Source organism: Hominisplanchenecus faecis, assembly GCF_020687205.1.
GTDB lineage: Bacteria > Bacillota > Clostridia > Lachnospirales > Lachnospiraceae > Hominisplanchenecus > Hominisplanchenecus faecis.
In genome coordinates, this window is sequence record NZ_JAJEQE010000001.1 from 178,116 (window position 1) to 198,425 (window position 20,310).

At 44.9% G+C, this 20,310-nt stretch carries 12 protein-coding genes; 1 reads left to right on the top strand and 11 read right to left on the bottom strand.

The annotated features are described in order from the left end of the window. Positions 1-53 precede the first annotated feature (53 nt). From LKD42_RS00800 to LKD42_RS00830, 7 genes are all read right to left on the bottom strand, one after another. Positions 54-773 (bottom strand): ComF family protein, encoded by a 720-nt coding sequence (locus LKD42_RS00800; RefSeq protein WP_147632559.1) that lies wholly within the window; start codon positions 771-773, stop codon positions 54-56. Beyond that, a complete protein-coding gene (recD2, locus tag LKD42_RS00805; RefSeq protein WP_248834523.1) occupies positions 770-2,986 on the bottom strand; it encodes an SF1B family DNA helicase RecD2 in 2,217 nt (738 codons plus the stop codon). Before recD2 ends, LKD42_RS00800 begins: the two co-directional genes overlap by 4 nt. Positions 2,987-3,006: 20 nt before the next feature. Then, positions 3,007-4,005, bottom strand: coding sequence for a rod shape-determining protein (gene mreB / locus LKD42_RS00810; protein WP_147632557.1), 999 nt, complete (start codon positions 4,003-4,005; stop codon positions 3,007-3,009). A gap of 825 nt (positions 4,006-4,830) precedes the next feature. Beyond that, positions 4,831-7,668 (bottom strand): excinuclease ABC subunit UvrA, encoded by a 2,838-nt coding sequence (gene uvrA / locus LKD42_RS00815; RefSeq protein ID WP_248834524.1) that lies wholly within the window; start codon positions 7,666-7,668, stop codon positions 4,831-4,833. 9 nt (positions 7,669-7,677) lie between these two features. Then, positions 7,678-9,663: an excinuclease ABC subunit UvrB gene (gene uvrB / locus LKD42_RS00820; protein ID WP_248834525.1), complete on the bottom strand. Its 1,986-nt coding sequence runs from the start codon at positions 9,661-9,663 to the stop codon at positions 7,678-7,680. A gap of 324 nt (positions 9,664-9,987) precedes the next feature. Further along, positions 9,988-10,374, bottom strand: coding sequence for a PH domain-containing protein (locus LKD42_RS00825; RefSeq protein WP_173866857.1), 387 nt, complete (start codon positions 10,372-10,374; stop codon positions 9,988-9,990). A 174-nt stretch (positions 10,375-10,548) separates the two neighbouring features. Next, positions 10,549-12,360: a Na/Pi cotransporter family protein gene (locus tag LKD42_RS00830; RefSeq protein ID WP_022119018.1), complete on the bottom strand. Its 1,812-nt coding sequence runs from the start codon at positions 12,358-12,360 to the stop codon at positions 10,549-10,551. 315 nt (positions 12,361-12,675) lie between these two features. On the opposite strand from LKD42_RS00830, the gene LKD42_RS00835 reads away from it, so the two are divergent. Then, the gene (locus LKD42_RS00835; protein WP_248834526.1) at positions 12,676-16,920 is read left to right on the top strand and encodes a 2-hydroxyacyl-CoA dehydratase; all 4,245 of its coding nucleotides are present in this window, start codon (positions 12,676-12,678) and stop codon (positions 16,918-16,920) included. 120 nt (positions 16,921-17,040) lie between these two features. On the opposite strand, the gene ung is transcribed toward LKD42_RS00835, so the two are convergent. From ung to LKD42_RS00855, 4 genes are all read right to left on the bottom strand, one after another. Continuing rightward, positions 17,041-17,739 carry a uracil-DNA glycosylase gene (gene ung / locus LKD42_RS00840; RefSeq protein ID WP_173866855.1) on the bottom strand — a complete coding sequence of 233 codons (699 nt, stop codon included), beginning with the start codon at positions 17,737-17,739 and terminating at the stop codon, positions 17,041-17,043. A 56-nt stretch (positions 17,740-17,795) separates the two neighbouring features. Beyond that, positions 17,796-18,557, bottom strand: a complete 762-nt coding sequence (gene hisF, locus LKD42_RS00845) for an imidazole glycerol phosphate synthase subunit HisF (protein ID WP_147632551.1) — start codon at positions 18,555-18,557, stop codon at positions 17,796-17,798. Continuing rightward, positions 18,517-19,179, bottom strand: a complete 663-nt coding sequence (gene hisH, locus LKD42_RS00850) for an imidazole glycerol phosphate synthase subunit HisH (protein ID WP_248834527.1) — start codon at positions 19,177-19,179, stop codon at positions 18,517-18,519. Before hisH ends, hisF begins: the two co-directional genes overlap by 41 nt. 164 nt (positions 19,180-19,343) lie before the next feature. Next, positions 19,344-19,898, bottom strand: coding sequence for a hypothetical protein (locus tag LKD42_RS00855; RefSeq protein ID WP_147632549.1), 555 nt, complete (start codon positions 19,896-19,898; stop codon positions 19,344-19,346). Positions 19,899-20,310: the final 412 nt, after the last annotated feature.

Sequence of the window (20,310 nt, forward strand, 5' to 3'; positions counted from 1 at the left end):
TCCTCTGTCTTTTTTTCAGTATAACATAAAATCCGGTTTCTGAAAAGTATCTCTCAGCAATCCGGTTTTCCTGTACAAAGCACAAGAAAATGTACTTCTTCTGCTCCCGCCATCCAAAGCACCTTCGCCGCTTCGTCCATCGTAACCCCAGTTGTATAGATATCATCCACAAGCAGTACTTTCTTTAATTCTAACGCATTTGTCGAAGTTTTAAAAGCATTTTTCAGATTTATTTCTCTTTCTTTTCTTCCAAGACTTTTCTGCGGTATCGTTTTCCGTACACGCACAAGGCTTTTTGTATCAACCGGGATCTGAAGCCTTTTCCCAAGACATTTTGCCAGTATTTCTGCCTGATTGTATCCCCTTTGTCTCTTTTTTCTCTTATACATCGGAATCGGAATGATCACATCCGGATTCCAGGTGCGGATCTCATCTCCACAGACACGCTCCATTTCCGATACATAAAATCCGGCATATTCTCTTTTGTTGTGAAATTTAAACTGATATACAGATTTCCTGATTTCTTCTTCATAGAGAAAAACAGCCCTTCCCGATGTAAAAAAATGCGTTTTTTCCTGACAGTCCGGACAATACTCTGTTTCCAAAGATGCCACCGGCTTCCCACACGTTTTACATTTCGGTCCCCTGATCGGTACTGCTTTTGTTCGACATTTCATACAAATAAGTGCCGCTTTATCTGTTAAAATATCCTGACAAAGCGGACAGCGTCTTGGATAGAGGAGCGTGATCATCTCCTCCAGTGCCTGAATCATAATACAAATTCACAGATCCGCTGCCTCAGGGATGTGTAGCGTATCTGTTCATATTTATTATCGATCATTTGATTGACCGCATACGGACTTCCGACGATCGTAACGCAGGAACGTGCTCTTGTGACCGCTGTATAGAGCAGATTGCGGTTCATCAGCATCCTCGGTCCGTTCAGCAGCGGGAGGATCACGGCCGGATATTCACTTCCCTGTGCCTTATGCACCGTCAGTGCATAGGCAAGCTCCAGCTCTTCGAGCTCTTTAAAGGAATATTCTGCAAAACGGCACTCATCAAATTCCACTGTCACCATTTCTGCATATGTATTGATCTCACGGATAATGCCCATGTCACCGTTAAAAACACCGCAGCCTTTGTCAACCGGAATCCCATATTTTCCGCGTACCTCCCACTCCATCTGATAGTTGTTGCGGGTCTGCATGACTTTGTCACCTTCCCGTAATTTGCATCTGCCGGTATCTTTCTCATTCTTTTCCGGTGACGGTGGATTGAGATACTGCTGAAAGATCGTATTGAGACGTTCCACACCAAGAAGCCCTTTCCGCATCGGTGTCAGAACCTGGATATCATACGGATCTGCATCTACATAAGAAGGTAATTTTTTCTGGATCAGTGTCAGTGCAACACTGATGATCACATTTGCATCTTCCCGTTTCAGGAAAAAGAAATCCCGGCTCTTATTGTCCATCACGATGTGTTCACCCTTATTGATCTTATGGGCATTTAAAACGATATCACTTCCGCCCTCCTGGCGAAAAATGTGTGTCAGACACACTACCGGAAAACATTCTGATTCTATGATATCCTTCAGGACACTTCCCGGTCCCACGGAAGGCAGCTGATCCCTGTCACCAACCAGGATCAGTCTTGTTCCAACGGTGACAGCTTTCAACAGGGCATGCATCAGATAAATATCCACCATGGACATCTCATCCACAATGATCACATCTGCCTCCAGCGGATTCTCTTCGTTTCGTTCAAACTGTTTTGGTCCTTCTTCCTCATCTGCTGCCCCGGAAATCTCCAGCATGCGGTGTATGGTCTGTGCTTCACAGCCGGTCGCCTCCTGCATTCGTTTGGCTGCCCGTCCGGTTGGTGCTGCCAGTCGCACTTCCAGACCTTCTGAGTCAAAATAATCGATCATTGCATTGATCGTTGTTGTTTTTCCTGTTCCCGGACCACCGGTCAGAACCAAAAGTCCGTGACCGGCAGCTGTAACCACTGCCTCTTTCTGAAGCTCATCGAGCTCATACCCGGAATGTTTTCCCAACTTATCCATTCGCCTGCTGATCTTCTTCTCATCGATCTTGCAGGATATGTTCAGATCATGGAGCATTTTTGCTGTATTCAATTCCGTGTAATAGGCATTGATCCCATATACGCAAATCTGCCCCTCCTGCTCTTTGAGTATCAGCCTGCGTTCTACTGCCAGATCCATGATATGTTTCTCTACCAGCTCCTGACTTACGCCCAGAAGCTCCACCGTTCTTGCCAGAAGCTCCATCTTCGGCAGATACACATGACCTTCCAGAGCGATCCTGGTCAGCACATGCAGAATACCGCTGCGGACCCGGAAATCTGAATCCGTATGGATCCCGACTTTTGAGGCTATTTCATCCGCGATTTGAAATCCAACACCATTTATATCGTCTGCCATCTGATATGGATTGTCCTGAATCACAGCGTACAGTCTTGCTCCGTACTGCTTATAAATCTTGGCTCCAAGTGTATTGGAAATACCATATTGCTGCAAAAAGATCATCGCTTTTCGCATATCTCTTTTTTCTGATACCTGTTCTGAGATCTCACGGGCCTTTTTCTCACTGATTCCTTTGACTTCCGCCAGTCGTTCCGGCTCTTCTTCCATAATGCGAAAAGTATCTTCTTTAAATTTCCGCACAATCCTGGCTGCCAGTGCGATTCCGATCCCTTTGATCACACCGGAACCAAGATAACGTTCGATCGCCGCCGTATCTTCCGGATCTTTTATTTCCAGTTTCTGGATCTGGAACTGTGTCCCGTAAACTGCATGTTCGGTATAGTGCCCGGTCGCTTCGATCAGCTCCCCTTCTGTGATCACCGGGAAGGTACCCACACAGGTCAGTTCTTCTCCTTCGTGGTTCACAACCATAACCGTGTAACCATTGTCACTGTTCCGAAAAATCAGATGATCTATATATCCTTTTATTTTATCCATGAATTTCTGCTTAAATCCCCTTACTCTATCAGTTTGCCATTGCCGGCTGTCAGCTCCACAAATTTCCCGGTGCCGATTGCTACTGCGGTCATCGGATCTTCTGCAGTCACCGTATTAATGCCTGTTTTCTCTTCGATCAGCTCTTCCAGGCCCCCAAGTAGTGAACCGCCCCCCGTCAACACGATACCACGATCCACAACATCGGCTGCCAGTTCCGGCGGCGTACGCTCCAGAACGCCATGTACTGCCTCAACGATCTGTGAAGTTGTCTCTTTTAAAGCATCTCTTGTCTCCTCTGAAGTCACACGAACGGTTTTCGGCAGGCCGGTAACAAGATCTCTCCCTCTTACTTCCATTACTTTCTGATCCGGACGTTCAATCGCAGTTCCAATATTGATCTTGATATCTTCTGCCGTACGTTCTCCGATCAGAAGATTATGTTTTTTCCTTACATAACGGATGATTGCCTCATCAAAATCATCACCGGCGACTTTGATCGAAGTGCTCACAACAATTCCGTCCAGAGAGATCACAGCGACATCGCAGGTACCCCCTCCGATGTCCACAATCATATTGCCGCATGGTCTGGAAATATCAATCCCTGCTCCGATGGCTGCTGCGATCGGCTCCTCTATAATAGAAACTTCTCTTGCACCTGCCTGATAGGTTGCATCTTCCACCGCCTTTTTCTCGACCTCTGTAATGCTGCTCGGCACACAGACACTGATCCTCGGTTTGCGAAAAGACATTCTGCCGATCGCTTTCTGGATAAAATACTTCAGCATCTGTTCGGTCACGGTATAATCAGAAATAACGCCCTTACGCAGCGGGCGAATTGCAACGACATTGCCTGGTGTACGCCCAAGCATCAGTCTTGCCTCCTCTCCGATTGCTTTGATTTTATTTGTATCACGGTCAAAGGCTACTACGGAAGGCTCTTTTAAAACAACGCCTTTTCCTTTCACGTACACCAGTATACTCGCAGTGCCAAGATCTATTCCAATATCTGTTGAATTCATTCCTGTGTTCTCCTTTCTCCATCAGGATCTTCCCCCTGTCTGTCCTTGGTTTATTATATACAACGGCTTTCTTCTTGAAAAGGGGTTTTTATTTTTTTCTTCTTTTCATTTTTTATTAATATTTAAGACATACTTTTAACACATTTCTATTCTATACTGTAGCTGTATTAGTGAAGAGCTAATATATTTCATAACTCACACTACGCAACACCCACACGTTGCGTAGTACTCCCTCAAAATATTTTAATTTTTCTCTTTCCTTTGAAGAAGGCACCGCAGGTGTCTTCTTCATTTTTATGTCGCAAGTTCCGTTTTTTCTTTTTCAGTACAAAAGAATGAACAGAAAGTGTTACAGAGTGCCAGACGTAAAAAGACAGGTCACATCTCCTCTTGTGTTGAAAGAAGAAATAGCCTCCACACCTCCTGCCCAGCCGATTACGCTATGGAAACGGAAAGTTTTTTAGCAAATATCTGTGGTTTGAAAAAGCTTTCCGCTTAAGCGACCCCGGGCAGGCCAGTAGCTTTTGGCAATGTGCAAACGAAACCGCATTGTAAAACATAGTGCGTAAAATAATACAGCCATGATGAATTCGAAAACAAATCACTCTGACGGTAGCGAGGCTTCCGTCGTGAGGTTTGCGATGTTGCCGCCCCAGAGAGCCGTTGTCTGAGCCTCGAAGAGGCGAGTTTAGGCGAAGGGCTGCTAACACACGAGCGAACCGAACAGGAAACGATGCGTGTCAGGAGATTGTTTTCGAATCATCATGGCGTCCTATTTTTACCAAACTATTTTTTACAACATTCATTTGCACATTAAGAAAATCTTCACAGATATTTCTTCACGTATTTTCCGGTATAAGACTTCTCAGCTTTCGCCACCTCTTCCGGCGTTCCTTTCGCGATCACGGTTCCTCCTTTATCACCGCCTTCCGGTCCGATATCGATGATATAATCCGCTGTTTTGATCACATCCAGATTGTGTTCGATCACAACTACAGTATTTCCGCCTTCTGCAAGTCTCTGCAGAATCTCGATCAGTTTGTGAACATCTGCAAAATGCAGTCCGGTTGTCGGCTCATCTAAAATATAAATGGTTCTTCCGGTGCTGCGTTTGGAAAGCTCCGTTGCCAGTTTGATACGCTGTGCTTCACCGCCCGAAAGTTCGGTGGATGGCTGTCCCAGGCGGATATAGGATAATCCTACATCATACAAAGTCTGGATCTTTCGTTTTATGGACGGAATGGAATCAAAGAATCCCAGTGCTTCTTCTACCGTCATATTGAGCACATCATAGATACTTTTTCCTTTATATTTTACTTCCAATGTCTCCCTGTTATAGCGTTTTCCGCCGCAGACTTCACATGGAACATAAACATCCGGCAGAAAATGCATCTCAATTTTCAGGATTCCGTCTCCGGAACATGCCTCGCAGCGTCCTCCTTTTACATTGAAACTGAATCTTCCTTTTTTGTAGCCGCGTGCTTTCGCATCCTGTGTTGCTGCAAACAGATCTCGTATCTGATCAAATACGCCGGTGTATGTTGCCGGATTCGAACGCGGTGTTCTTCCGATCGGTGACTGGTCAATGGCGATCACTTTATCAAGCTGTTCCATACCGACAATGTCTTTGTGTTTGCCCGGAATGGTTCTGGCACGGTTCAGCGTTTTTGCCAGATGTTTATATAAAATTTCATTGACAAGCGAACTTTTTCCAGAACCGGAAACGCCGGTCACGCAGGTCATAACACCAAGCGGAAAATCTACATTGATATTCTTCAGATTATTTTCTGCTGCTCCGACCACTTTCAGCCAGCCGGTCGGCTTTTTGCGTACAGAAGGAACAGGGATTTTCTTTGCACCGCTTAAATACTGCCCGGTCACGGAATCGGGACACGCCATAATTTCCTGTGCATTTCCCACTGCTACCACTTTTCCGCCATGTTCACCGGCTCCCGGGCCGATGTCAACAATGCAATCGGCAGCAAACATGGTATCTTCATCATGTTCAACCACAATCAATGTATTTCCAAGATCTCTCAGATTTCGCAATGTATTCAAAAGCTTATCATTGTCTCTCTGATGCAGTCCAATGCTCGGCTCATCCAGAATATAGGCCACACCTACCAGTCCGGAACCAATCTGGGTTGCCAGACGGATTCTCTGTGCCTCACCTCCGGAAAGAGTACCCGTCGCTCTTGCAAGTGTCAGATAATCAAGTCCAACATCCATCAAAAAGCGGATACGTGCCCTGATCTCTTTTAAAATCTGCTTTCCGATCAGTTCCTGCTGCTTTGTAAGTGTCAGCTTTTCCATAAATTCCTGCAGTTTTTCAATAGACAGTGAGGTTATTTCATAGATATTTTTATCTCCTACTGTAACAGCCAGTGCTTCCTTTTTCAGTCTCTGACCTTTGCAGGTCTTACATGGTGTGATCCGCATGAAAGACTCATACTCCTGCTTCATCGTATCGGAACCTGTTTCCCGATAACGTCGTTCTACATTACGGATCAGACCTTCAAAAGCCACATCATAGACTCCTTCGCCTCTCTGTCCCTTGTAATGCACTTTCAGGACTTTTCCGTCGGTGCCATGAATAATGACATGTTTGATTTCCTCCGGATAATCCTGAAATGGCGTTGCAAGATCAAACTGATATTCTTTAGCCAGTGCATCCAGAATCGCTCTTGTAAAGCTTCCTTTATCTGTGCAGGACTGCCATCCGGTCACAGTGATCGCACCATCCAGAATACTGAGAGATGGATCCGGGATCATCAGTTCTACGTCAAATTCCATCTTATATCCGAGTCCGTAACAATCCGGGCAGGCACCAAACGGATTATTAAAGGAAAAACTTCTCGGCTCGATCTCATCGACACTCACACCACAGTCCGGACAGGCAAAACTCTGGCTGAAACGCAGCAATTCTCCATCAATCACTTCCACAAACGCCAGACCATCTGCCAGGCTCAGTACATTTTCCAGTGAGTCCGTCAGTCTTTTTTCAATCCCTTCTTTTACCACGAGACGATCCACGACGATTTCGATATTATGCTTGATATTTTTCTCCAGTGCGATCTCCTCACTCAGTTCATACATGTTGCCGTCGATCCGCACACGGACATAGCCACTTTTTTTCGCTTTTTCCAGCAACTTCGCGTGCGTTCCCTTTCTTCCACGTACAACCGGTGCAAGCAGCTGTATTTTGGTACGATCCGGCAGCTGCATGATCGCATCTACCATCTGATCGACCGTCTGTTTTTTGATAACTTTTCCGCACTTCGGACAGTGTACGGTCCCAACTCTCGCGTATAAAAGTCTGAAATAATCATAGATTTCTGTCACCGTTCCCACCGTAGATCTCGGATTGCGGTTGGTTGATTTCTGGTCGATGGAAATCGCCGGCGGAAGTCCTTCGATACTCTCCACATCCGGTTTCTCCATCTGTCCTAAAAACTGTCTGGCATAGGAGGAAAGCGACTCCATATAACGCCTCTGTCCCTCTGCATAGATCGTATCAAACGCCAGAGAGGATTTTCCGGAACCAGAAAGACCGGTAAAAACAATAAACTGGTTGCGTGGTATATCAAGATCCACACTTTTCAGATTGTTTTCATTTGCCCCCCGAATCCTGATCATTGGCTGTTTCTTTTCTGATTTTTCCATAATATCCTCCTACTCTTCTGTCTCCTGCAAATGCTTTTTCAACATGATCATACGATCACGAAGCTCTGCTGCCTTTTCAAAATCAAGCTCTGCTGCCGCTTTTTTCATCTGTTTCTGCGTTTTCGCAATCTCGCTCTCCAGTTCCTTGCAATTCATGGATTCCGGATCTTTTTCCGGCTCAGCCTCTTTTTCTACATTTTTCGAAATACTGATCAGATCGCGAACCGCTTTCTTGATGCTCCGCGGCGTTATATTATGTTCTTTATTATATTTCTCTTGGATTGTCCTTCTTCGCTCGGTTTCCTCGATTGCCGCTTTCATCGAATCTGTCATTACATCCGCATACATGATCACATGACCGTCCACATTTCGTGCTGCACGGCCGATCGTCTGCACCAGTGAAGTCTCCGAACGCAAAAATCCCTCTTTATCCGCATCCAGAATGGCAACCAGCGTAATCTCCGGAATGTCAAGACCTTCTCGCAGCAAATTGATACCGACCAGTACATCAAATACATTAAGCCGCATATCCCGGATGATCTCTGTTCGTTCCAGCGTATCAATATCCGAATGCAGATAACGAACACGGATGCCGATTTCTTTCATATAATCGGTTAAGTCCTCTGCCATACGCTTTGTCAGTGTTGTGATCAGAATCTTATTTCCTTTTTCGACTTCTTTGTTGACTTCTCCGATCAGATCATCAATCTGCCCTTCGACCGGACGTACTTCTACTTTCGGATCTAGTAGTCCGGTCGGCCTTATGATCTGCTCAGCACGCAAAAGTTCATGTTCTGCCTCGTACTGTCCCGGTGTCGCCGATACAAACAGAATCTGATCGATCTTATTTTCAAATTCTTCAAAATTCAGCGGTCGGTTATCCTTCGCAGACGGTAAACGGAAACCATAGTCTACCAACGTACTTTTTCTGGACTGATCTCCCGCATACATCGCCCCAATCTGCGGGACTGTTTTGTGTGACTCGTCTATTATAATAAGGAAGTCATCCGGAAAATAATCCATCAGCGTGTGCGGCGTAGCTCCCGGCTCCAGCCCTGACAGATGTCTGGAATAATTCTCAATCCCGGAACAGAATCCGGTCTCTTTGAGCATCTCAATGTCAAAATTTGTCCGTTCCGCAATTCGCTGTGCTTCAATCAATTTATCTTCTCTCTTGAAATAGCGTACACGCTCATCCAGCTCTTCCTCTATATGTTTCGCAGCCTCCAGAATTTTATCCATCGGCACAACATAATGCGATGCCGGAAAAACAGCGATATGTTCCAGTGCACAGCGGCTCTTTCCGGTCAGCACATCGATCTCGGTGATCCGGTCGATCTCATCTCCGAAAAACTCCACACGATACGCATATTCATCCGATTCTGCCGGAAAAATCTCCAGCACATCGCCATGCACGCGAAACGTTCCGCGATGAAAATCCATATCATTTCGATCATAATGCAGGTCAATCAGCTTGTGGATCACCTCATCCCGATCCCTCTCCATACCGGGCCGCAGAGACAGTACCATATTCTTATAATCCACCGGGCTGCCCAGCCCATAGATACAGGATACACTGGAAATGATGATTACATCCCTCCGCTCCGCCAGTGCCGTTGTTGCCGAAAGACGCAGCTTGTCAATCTCATCGTTGATGGAAGAATCCTTCGCAATATAAGTGTCAGAAGACGGTACATACGCCTCCGGCTGATAATAATCATAATAGGAGACAAAATATTCCACTGCGTTCTCCGGGAAGAATTCCTTAAACTCGCCATATAACTGAGCCGCAAGTGTCTTATTATGAGCAATGATCAGTGTCGGCTTGTTCAGCTGCTGAATAACATTTGCCATCGTAAATGTCTTTCCGGAGCCGGTAACTCCAAGCAATGTCTCACATTGGTTTCCTTCCCGAAATCCTTCAACCAGCTCCCTGATTGCTTCCGGCTGGTCACCGGTCGGTTTGTATTCCGATACTAATTCAAAATGATCCATACAGACCTCCTGAGTAAGTCATATTTCTTCTATTTCTATACAATTTAAGTTAAACGCACGCGAAACAAAACATAAGTCTGCACGCTGTCACGTTTTTCCTTGCTTAGTATTGTTACCCAATCAGTATATCATTCATAAAGAAAAAAGTACAGAACAAAATCGAATATTTGTTCTGTACTTTTTCTGTTTCTTAAGACATCACACTTACAAACCTTACGTGTACCGAATCCGGAATGAAGCATCAGTGCAACTCTCAGGCTGTTGATAAGAACAACCACCAAAAAGGCAGTGCTGTTTTTATCAACACTGCCTTTACCTTCCTTGCTATCTGCAGCTGTCTTTTTCTGCCATCTGGCTCATCCCCGGATTGCCATCCAGATGCTGCATATTTACGGTTCTTCTTTTCATTCTTTCCTGCTCGGACTGTTTTAAAATGTAGTCTTTGATCTCTTTTGCGTGTTTGATGTGGAGCAGTTTCAGATCCGGATCCGTCACATCACCCGTAAAACAATGGATCGTTCCAAGCCCCAACATACGCTCCAACAAAGTACTTTCCAGACGTACATCAATGACTTTGTATAAGTAACAGTCATTTTCTTCTTTCTTGAACAGCCCTGTGTCCACTGTGATAATTTCCTCTGTCACCGTATAAGACGTAAAAGTCCACGGCAGACCAAAAAACATGGAACGTTTTTTCTCTTTGTAATTCATCTGCATTCCCCCTGATATTTTTGAATAATTTATATATTTATTTTTTCATATCCTAAATCTGGATTTCAGGTGCCTGCTCTGCCAGAAGCAGCGATTCCACTCCGTCAGCTGCTGCATTGTTTTAAAAAAAAGAAATCCGCTGGTTTTGATCCGAACGGATATCTTTTTACTTTTCTATTCTACTTCTTCCGGCTCCATACTTCTGATATGGCTCTCGCTCTTGCTTTTGATATCATACTTCTGATTATATTCATTCAGATAAGAATAATATTCCCAATTATCCGTCGGATAGATTTTGGAGTCATGGATATGGATATCTGTGTCCATTTCATCGCCCTTAAGCAATGCCACCATTGCACTTGCACAGTGGGATGCGATACGATTGAAGCTGTTCAGAAGGTCGGTAAAGACTGCTCCTTCTTCCAGACCGCATCCGCCTTTGCTCATTCTGGCTACGTGATGCATTTTCAGTTCATCGCAAAGTCTGCCGATAACCATACCAAGCGGTGTAATTCTCTGTGCCTCTTCTTTGTCATCATTCAAAAAAGCATCGTAAGTGATATTGATTACTTCACGCACGGCTTCCATAGCAACATTTAGCTCATCCCATGCTTCTTCCGAAAACTGGGTATGATTTTCATGCATTTCATTTGACATATGGGCAATATAGGATGCATGGTCTCCGATACGTTCAAAGTCGTTGATCGTATGCAGATACAGGGAAACCTGTCTTGTCTGTGCCGTATTCATCTCTCTTTTTGTGAGCTGAACCAGATATTCACCCAGACGGCTTTCATACTTATCGATCAAGTCCTCTTTTCTCTGGACTTTGTCAAACTTGTCCTGCTGATAGTCATTTAAAAGGTTCATGGCACGATTTACGTTTTTGCGGACCTTCTTTGCCATACCGTTCATGGCACGGTGACACTGTCCGATCGCCAATGCCGGGTAACTCAAAAGACGTTCCTCCAGAAGATCGAAATCTGCCTCGTCTTCCAGCTCTTCGGCACTGTCTTTCACCAGCCAGCACACCAGTTTTTCGATCTTATTGATAAACGGGAACAGAATACACACAGTCACCAGACGGAATACGGTATTTAAAAGTGCAATGCTCACCGGTGTCATCACCTGATCCATAAACGTAAAATGGATCACGGCGTTCAGGGAATAGAAGACCACTGCCCACATGATCAGTCCGAACAGGTCATTGATCAGATAAACAAGGGCTGTTCTTTTACCATTCTTATTTGCTCCGATTGCAGAGATCAGAACCGGACAGGCTGCACCGACACCGATACCAAGTACGATCGGGAACGTGCTTGCAAAAGTCAGGATTCCGGTCACGGACAACGCCTGCAGTACACCAACGGTCGCAGAAGCACTCTGTAGCACTGCGGTAAATAAAATACCGACCAGGATACCGGCAAGCGGATTGGAAAACATTGTGAGCATATTGATAAACATCTGGTTTTCACGAAGCGGAGAAACGGCCCCGCTCATCATCTGCATACCTGTCATCAAAACAGCAAAACCCAGCATGATATTGCCCATATTTTTATGTACGGAGCGTTTCCCAAACATGCGGAAAATAATACCGACCACTGCTACAACGGCAGATATCGTCGCTGTTGAAAAAATGCTTGCGATCCCGCCGGAACCCTGAATATAGGACAGACACAAGATCCATCCTGTGATACTGGTACCAATATTGGCTCCCATGATGATACCGATCGCCTGTTTCAGCTTCATCATACCGGAGTTTACAAAACCGATCACCATAACTGTCGTTGCCGAAGATGACTGGATCACACTGGTAACTGCCGTACCAAGTGCCACACCCTTGATCGGCGTGTTCGTCATTCGATATAAAAATGCTTCCAGTTTATTTCCGGCGACCATCTTGAGTCCGTCGCCCATCAGTGACATTCCGAATAAAAACAGTGCTACTCCACATAGAAGTGATAAAATCATTGAAAATATCTGCATAGTTTTCTCCTCTGTATCTTTTTCTTTTCCTTGTCCTCGTATCCGTTTTCCTATTTTGATTTTTAAGCATTTACTTTTCCATTATGCCACATTATGCGATGAATTACAATATTTTTGCTTAAGGAAAACTTTATTTTTTTGTCCTAAAAAAATGCGAAACATCATCAAAACATTTGATATTTCAAAAAGTTTGTCGTATAATGAACTTTGTATCTTTTTTCGGGTATCTTTTCCTATTATAATAGGTGGATCAGGAAACGCCTGTTTTCTGTCCGGATCCCGGATCAAACATCATTACATAAGGATTTTAAATTTATGAATATGAATACGAATCAGACAAAACTTCATACTTTAGGAATCGATATCGGTTCCACAACCGTTAAGGTTGCTATTTTGAATGAGAAAAGCGAACTTCTTTTCTCTGATTATGAACGCCATTATGCCAATATCCAGGAGACGCTCTCTGCACTTCTGAAAAAAGCATATGACAGCCTCGGTGAACTTTCGCTCTCGCCGATGATCACCGGCTCCGGCGGTCTTACCCTTGCCAAGCATCTTGGTATTCCTTTTGTTCAGGAAGTTATTGCTGTTTCTACTGCTCTTCAGGACTATGCTCCGCAGACAGATGTAGCGATCGAGCTTGGCGGTGAAGATGCAAAAATTATTTATTTTGAAGGTGGAAATGTAGAGCAGCGTATGAATGGTATCTGTGCCGGCGGAACCGGATCCTTTATCGATCAGATGGCTTCGCTTCTGCAGACCGACGCTTCTGGGCTGAATGACTATGCAAAAAATTATAAAGCTCTGTATCCGATCGCCGCCCGCTGCGGTGTATTTGCTAAGACAGATATTCAGCCTCTGATCAACGAAGGGGCTACGAAAGAAGACCTGTCGGCTTCTATTTTCCAGGCCGTTGTAAACCAGACGATCAGCGGTCTTGCCTGCGGAAAACCGATTCGCGGACATGTGGCATTTTTAGGCGGACCGCTTCATTTTTTAACAGAGCTGAAAGCTGCTTTCATCCGCACCCTGAAGCTGGATGACGAACATGCGATCACACCGGAAAATTCTCACCTGTTTGCTGCAATCGGTTCAGCCCTTAATTATAAGGAGGATGTTATAACATCCCTTTCTGCACTGATCCAGAAACTTTCCGGCACCATCCACATGGAATTTGAGGTTGCCCGTATGGATCCTTTGTTTGCCTCCAAAGAAGAATATGAGGAATTTTCAGAACGTCAGAGTCAGTATAACGTTATGACTGGCGATCTGGAAACGTACGAAGGAAACTGCTATCTTGGTATTGATGCCGGATCTACCACGACAAAAGCTGCTCTGGTCGGAGAAGACGGTGCTCTGCTTTATTCTTTCTACAGTAACAACAACGGCAGCCCGTTAAAGACTACGATTCGTGCAATCCAGGATATTTACAAAAAGTTGCCTGACACTGCCAAGATCGTCCGTTCCTGTTCAACCGGTTACGGCGAGGCACTGATCAAGGCCGCTCTCCTGCTCGACGAGGGCGAAGTAGAGACGGTATCTCATTATTATGCCGCTGCATTCTTTGATCCGGATGTAGACTGCATCCTGGATATCGGTGGTCAGGATATGAAATGTATCAAGATCAAAAATCAGACCGTTGACAGTGTACAGCTGAACGAAGCATGTTCTTCCGGATGCGGTTCTTTTATCGAAACGTTTGCCAAATCTCTGAATTACAGTGTACAGGATTTTGCAAAAGCCGCTCTTTTTGCCAAGAACCCGATCGACCTTGGTACCCGTTGCACCGTATTTATGAACTCAAAGGTAAAACAGGCTCAGAAAGAAGGGGCAGAAGTCGCTGATATTTCTGCCGGGCTTGCTTATTCGGTTATCAAAAATGCTCTTTATAAAGTAATCAAAGTTTCCGATGCTTCTGAGCTTGGCAAACACATCGTTGTGCAGGGCGGTACGTTCTACAACGATGCCGTTCTTCGCAGTTTCGAAAAGATTGCTGGATGTGAAGCAATCCGCCCGGATATCGCCGGTATCATGGGTGCTTTCGGTGCTGCACTGATCGCCCGTGAGCGTTATCAGGACGGTGTAGAGACCACCATGCTCTCCATCGACAAGATCAATCATCTGCAGTTCACGACCACCATGGCAAAATGCAAAGGCTGTACCAACCAGTGCCGCCTGACCATCAACCGTTTTACCGGGGGCCGTCAGTTTGTGACCGGAAACCGCTGTGAGCGTGGTATCGGAAAAGAGCGAAATAAAGAGAAAATCCCGAACCTGTTCGAATATAAGAACAAGCTTCTGTTTGACCGCAAACCACTGGAGGCAGATGAAGCAGTAAGAGGTACCGTCGGCATCCCGCGTGTCCTCAATATGTACGAAAATTATCCATTCTGGTTTGAATTTTTCACGGCTCTGAAATATCGCGTGGTACTTTCTCCGCCATCCACCAGAAAGATATATGAGCTTGGCATCGAGTCCATTCCAAGCGAATCCGAATGCTACCCGGCAAAGCTTGCCCACGGACATGTAACCTGGCTGATCAAACAGGGAGTTCCTTTCATTTTCTACCCGTGTATTCCATATGAGCGAAATGAATTCCCGGACTCTAACAACCATTACAACTGTCCGATCGTAACATCCTATGCGGAAAATATCAAAAATAATATTGATGAGTTAAAAGACGGCTCGATCCGTTTTGAAAATCCGTTTCTCTCTTTTGCTAGTGAAGATACCATCTGCAAACAGATGATCAAAGCCTTCCCTGACATTCCAAAAGAGGAAGTCCGTGCCGCTGTAAAGACCGGATGGCAGGAACTTGCCCGCACAAGGCAGGCGATGTACGACAAAGGCGAAGAAACTTTAAAATGGATGGAAGAAAACGGCCGCCACGGCATTGTGCTTGCAGGCCGCCCGTACCACATCGATTCTGAGATCAACCACGGCATCCCGGAACTGATCAATTCTTACGGTCTGGCTGTTCTGACCGAAGATTCTGTATCCAACCGCAATCTGCCGGAACGCCCTCTGATCGTTATGGATCAGTGGATGTACCACAGCCGTCTGTATGCCGCAGCCAACTTTGTCAAGACAAGAGATGATCTTGACCTGATCCAGCTGAACTCTTTCGGATGCGGACTGGATGCCGTTACTACAGACTGTGTCAACGATATCCTTTCAAACTCCGGCAAGATCTATACCTGTCTGAAGATTGATGAAGTAAACAACTTAGGAGCTGCCCGTATCCGTGTACGTTCCCTGATTGCTGCCCTGCGTATCCGCAGAGAACAGAATCTGCCACGTGAGATCGTCGCTTCCAATTTCGACCGTGTTGTATTTACCGAAGAAATGCGAAAAGACTACACAATCCTCTGCCCGCAGATGTCTCCGATCCACTTTAACATCCTGGAATCTGCATTCCGTGCAGCCGGTTACAACCTCGTTGTCATGCAGAACGATGACCGTCAGGCTGTGGATATGGGACTGAAATATGTCAACAACGATGCTTGCTATCCTTCTCTGATCGTTGTCGGCCAGATTATGGACAGCTTGTTGTCCGGTAAATATGACTTAAACAAGACTGCCGTTCTGATTTCCCAGACAGGCGGCGGCTGCCGTGCCAGCAATTATATCGGCTTTATCCGCCGTGCCCTGAAAAAGGCAGACATGGAACAGATCCCTGTCATCTCCATCAATTTGAGCGGTCTTGAGAAAAATCCGGGATTTAAAATCAGCTACAGTCTTGTGATGCGTGGTCTGTACGGTGCGATCTTCGGCGATATTTTCATGCGTTGTCTCTACCGTATGCGTCCTTATGAAAAAGTCAAAGGTTCCGCAAATGCCATGCATGAAAAATGGGAAAAAGTCTGCAAAGATTTTGTCTCTTCCAAGCATCCGACTATGGGACAGTTCAAAAAGCTGTGCCGTGATATTATCCATGACTTCGATAACCTGCCGATTACAGATGAGAAAAAACCTCGCGTCGGCATTGTAGGAGAAATTCTGGTAAAATTCCTGCCGGCTGCCAACAATCATCTGGTAAATCTGCTGGAATCCGAGGGGGCTGAAGCGGTGATGCCGGATCTGATCGACTTTTTGCTCTACTGTTTCTACAACACGAACTTTAAAGCTGAAAATCTTGGCATGAAGAAATCTTCCGCAACCATTGGAAATGCCGGTATCGCTCTGTTAGAATATTTCCGCAAACCGGCTGCCAGAGCTTTTGCAGCAAGCAAACATTTTGATCCACCTGCACATATCCAGGATCTGGCTGGTTATGCAAAACCGATCGTTTCCAACGGAAATCAGACCGGTGAAGGCTGGTTCCTGACCGGAGAGATGTTAGAGCTGATCCACAGCGGTGTCAACAACATCGTCTGCACACAGCCATTTGGATGCCTGCCGAACCACGTAGTCGGCAAAGGTGTCATCAAAGAACTGCGTCATCAGTATCCGATGTCCAATATCGTTGCCATCGACTACGATCCAGGTGCCAGTGAAGTAAATCAGCTGAACCGAATCAAACTGATGCTCTCCACAGCAAATAAAAACCTGAAAAAATAACAAAATGCCAGAGTATAAAAAAGCAGAGCCACTATGATAACAAAATCATGTACTCTGCTTTTTTGTATTCTGATACTCTTTATACGCTCTATGAAGTCTGGTCACTTCAAACGATTCTGCTTATTCTTCTGTCTTTTGCTCCGCACGGTTCTCGATTTGCCAGTCAATTGGCTCCAGACCGTTTGCTTTTAAAAATTCATTTGTCTGGCTGAAATGTTTGCAGCCAAAAAATCCGCGATATGCTGAAAGCGGACTTGGATGCGGTGCTTCCAGGATCAGATGCTTCGGATTTCTGTGCAGCATGGATTTTTTCATCTGAGCCGGTCTGCCCCACAGCAGAAATACCATTGGACGATCCTGCTGATCCAGGATGCGGATTGCTGCATCGGTAAATTCTTCCCATCCAATCCCCCTGTGGGAATTTGCCTGATGTGCACGCACGGTCAGAACCGTGTTCAGCAGCAATACGCCCTGTTTCGCCCATTTCGTCAGATACCCATTATCCGGGATATAACAGCCACAGTCATCGTGCAGTTCTTTATAAATATTTACAAGAGACGGCGGTATCTCTACATCTGGTTTCACCGAAAAACAAAGTCCATGTGCCTGTCCATCCCCATGGTAAGGATCCTGCCCTAAAATTACAACTTTGACATCCTTAAGTGGTGTTAAGGCAAATGCATTAAAAATATCATCTGCCGGAGGATAAATTCTTCTCGTATGATATTCATCCATCACTGTTTTATATAATTTTGCATAATATGGCTTACGGAACTCCGGTTTCAGCGGTTCCAGCCAGTCATTACTGATCGGTGCCATAATTTTGCCTCCTTATCCTGGCATTTTACTGCTATATTTTTCTAATGATACTTCTCTTACAGTCTTACCGGTACCTTCCGATCTCGCAGATATTCTTTTACCTGACGGATTTCCAGCTCCTTATAATGGAAGAGAGACGCTGCAAGAGCTGCATCTGCTTTTCCTTCCGTCAGTGCATCATAAAAATGCTCCATCGTGCCGGCTCCTCCGGACGCAATCACCGGTATGGAAACATTTTCTGCAATTGTTCTGGTCAGTTCCAGATCGTAACCTGCTTTTGTTCCATCGCAGTCCATACTGGTCAGAAGAATTTCTCCTGCACCCAATTTATCCACTTTCATTGCCCATTCTACCGCATCGATACCGACATCGATCCTGCCGCCGTTTTTGTAGATATTCCAACCACTTCCGTCTTCTCTTCTTCTTGCATCAATCGCTACAACCACACACTGGCTGCCAAATTTATCTGCCGCCTGACTGATCAGCTCCGGTGTATTGATCGCCGAAGAATTGATGGAAATCTTGTCTGCCCCTTCACGCAGAAGCACCTTAAAATCTTCTACGGTTCGGATGCCTCCGCCGACGGTAAATGGAATAAATACTTTCTCAGCTACTTTTCGTACCATATCAACAACCGTATTTCTGGCATCCGAAGAGGCTGTGATATCCAGAAATACCAGTTCATCGGCTCCGGCCTTATCATAAGCTGCCGCAATCTCCACCGGATCCCCGGCATCCCGCAGATTCACAAAATTCACACCTTTTACCACGCGGCCGTTATGAACATCCAGACATGGAATGATTCTTTTCGTAAACATATCCGTTTTCCTCCTTTCCGATCGCTGCGAAATTCCGCAGGATCTGCAGTCCGACATCACTGCTCTTCTCCGGATGGAACTGACATGCAAAAATATTTCCCTTTTCTACCGATGCATGGATCGTGGTGCTGTACCAGGTAGTCGCCTTTACGATCTCTGCCTCCTCTGCTTTCAGATAATAAGAGTGCACGAAATAGACATACGGATCTGCCGGAAGATTCTGAAACAGTCTGCCCTGATTGATAAGCTCCAGAGAATTCCATCCCATATGCGGAATCTTCAGCCCTTCATGATCTGGGATTCTCAAAATTTCGCCTTTTAAAATACCAAGTCCCTCTACACCAGGTGTTTCTTCACTTCTCTCAAACAGAAGCTGCAATCCAAGACAGATACCAAGAAATGGCTTTCCGCTTTCGGTTACTTCTTTTATCACTTCGTCCAGTTTATAGTCTCTGAGCTTCTGCATGGCATCACCAAATGATCCTACGCCCGGAAGGATCACTTTATCTGCTCTCAATATCTCTTCCCTGTCTCTGGAAACGATCGTATCTTCACCAATACTCTGCAAAGCTTTTTCCACACTTTTCAGGTTACCGGCATCGTAATCAATAATCGCTATCATCGCTTCTTATCACCTCTCAAATTCAAGAATATCTCTGCAATCTGCCAGAGGATATATATTTATACCTATCATATGATATAAGTGTTACAAGTAAATTCTGTCACTCATTACTACGCAATTCTCTCCCACATCATCATATCATATTTGCAAAATCCTGTCGATGATTATCTGACATCTGCTCCATCCTCAAGCAAAAGCTTTACTGCATTTTCTTTTACTGCCGTTGTTCGATCCTTGATTTCCGGAGTCAGTTGTGCAAATTTCTCATGAATACGGTACATATGACATTTCTGATTAAAATATACAATCTTCTCAAAAGCAAAACGGATCACCGTCGGATATTCAAAACCAACACCAAGCTCCAAAACACATACCTTTTTATTTACGGTTCCCTGGAGCCACTTCGTATATTTCTCCCACTGTGGCATATACCAGGACTCATCGTAGTCATCGTTTGTCACCACATTGCCGGTCTTGTCGCTGCCGCATGGTGCTACGATACGTTCCGAATCGATTGCTGATTCAAAAATCAGATCATCCGTGTTTACCGTCAGTAAAAAATAATTTTTTCCTTTTAAAAGATCCGCCAGTTTCCGGTAAGCTTCCATGATCTCTTCTTTCCTGGCATTTTTTTTACTGAATTCTGTTCCGATTCCCACCAATACCAGATCTGCCTCCTGTGCGGATTTTTGAATTTCCTGTCTTATTTCTTCTGCCATGTTTTTCCCTTTCTGTCATTTACATTCTAAATTTGTCAAATATCTTGTCTGTAAACTGTAATATATATCATAACACAATTTCTATGTTGTGCCCATGCCTTATCTTGCAACTAAGATAAGACTTTTTGACACTGCATCATTTTATTATATACAGCATAATTTTTCAACATTTGTGTATAAAATTTCTTAGAAAGCTGTTTATATTTAAAAAACATTTGAAAATAAATAAAAAAACCGTAAATAACCATTTCTGATTATTTACGGAACCTATTCATATACCTTCAAAACCGCATACAGACCATAAATCCTACATCTTTTTTCTATCCTGAACCTTACACTCTCGTGCTTGGTTAAGCCTTCGACCTATTAGTAGCAGTCAGCTCCATACATTACTGCACTTCCACCTCTGCCC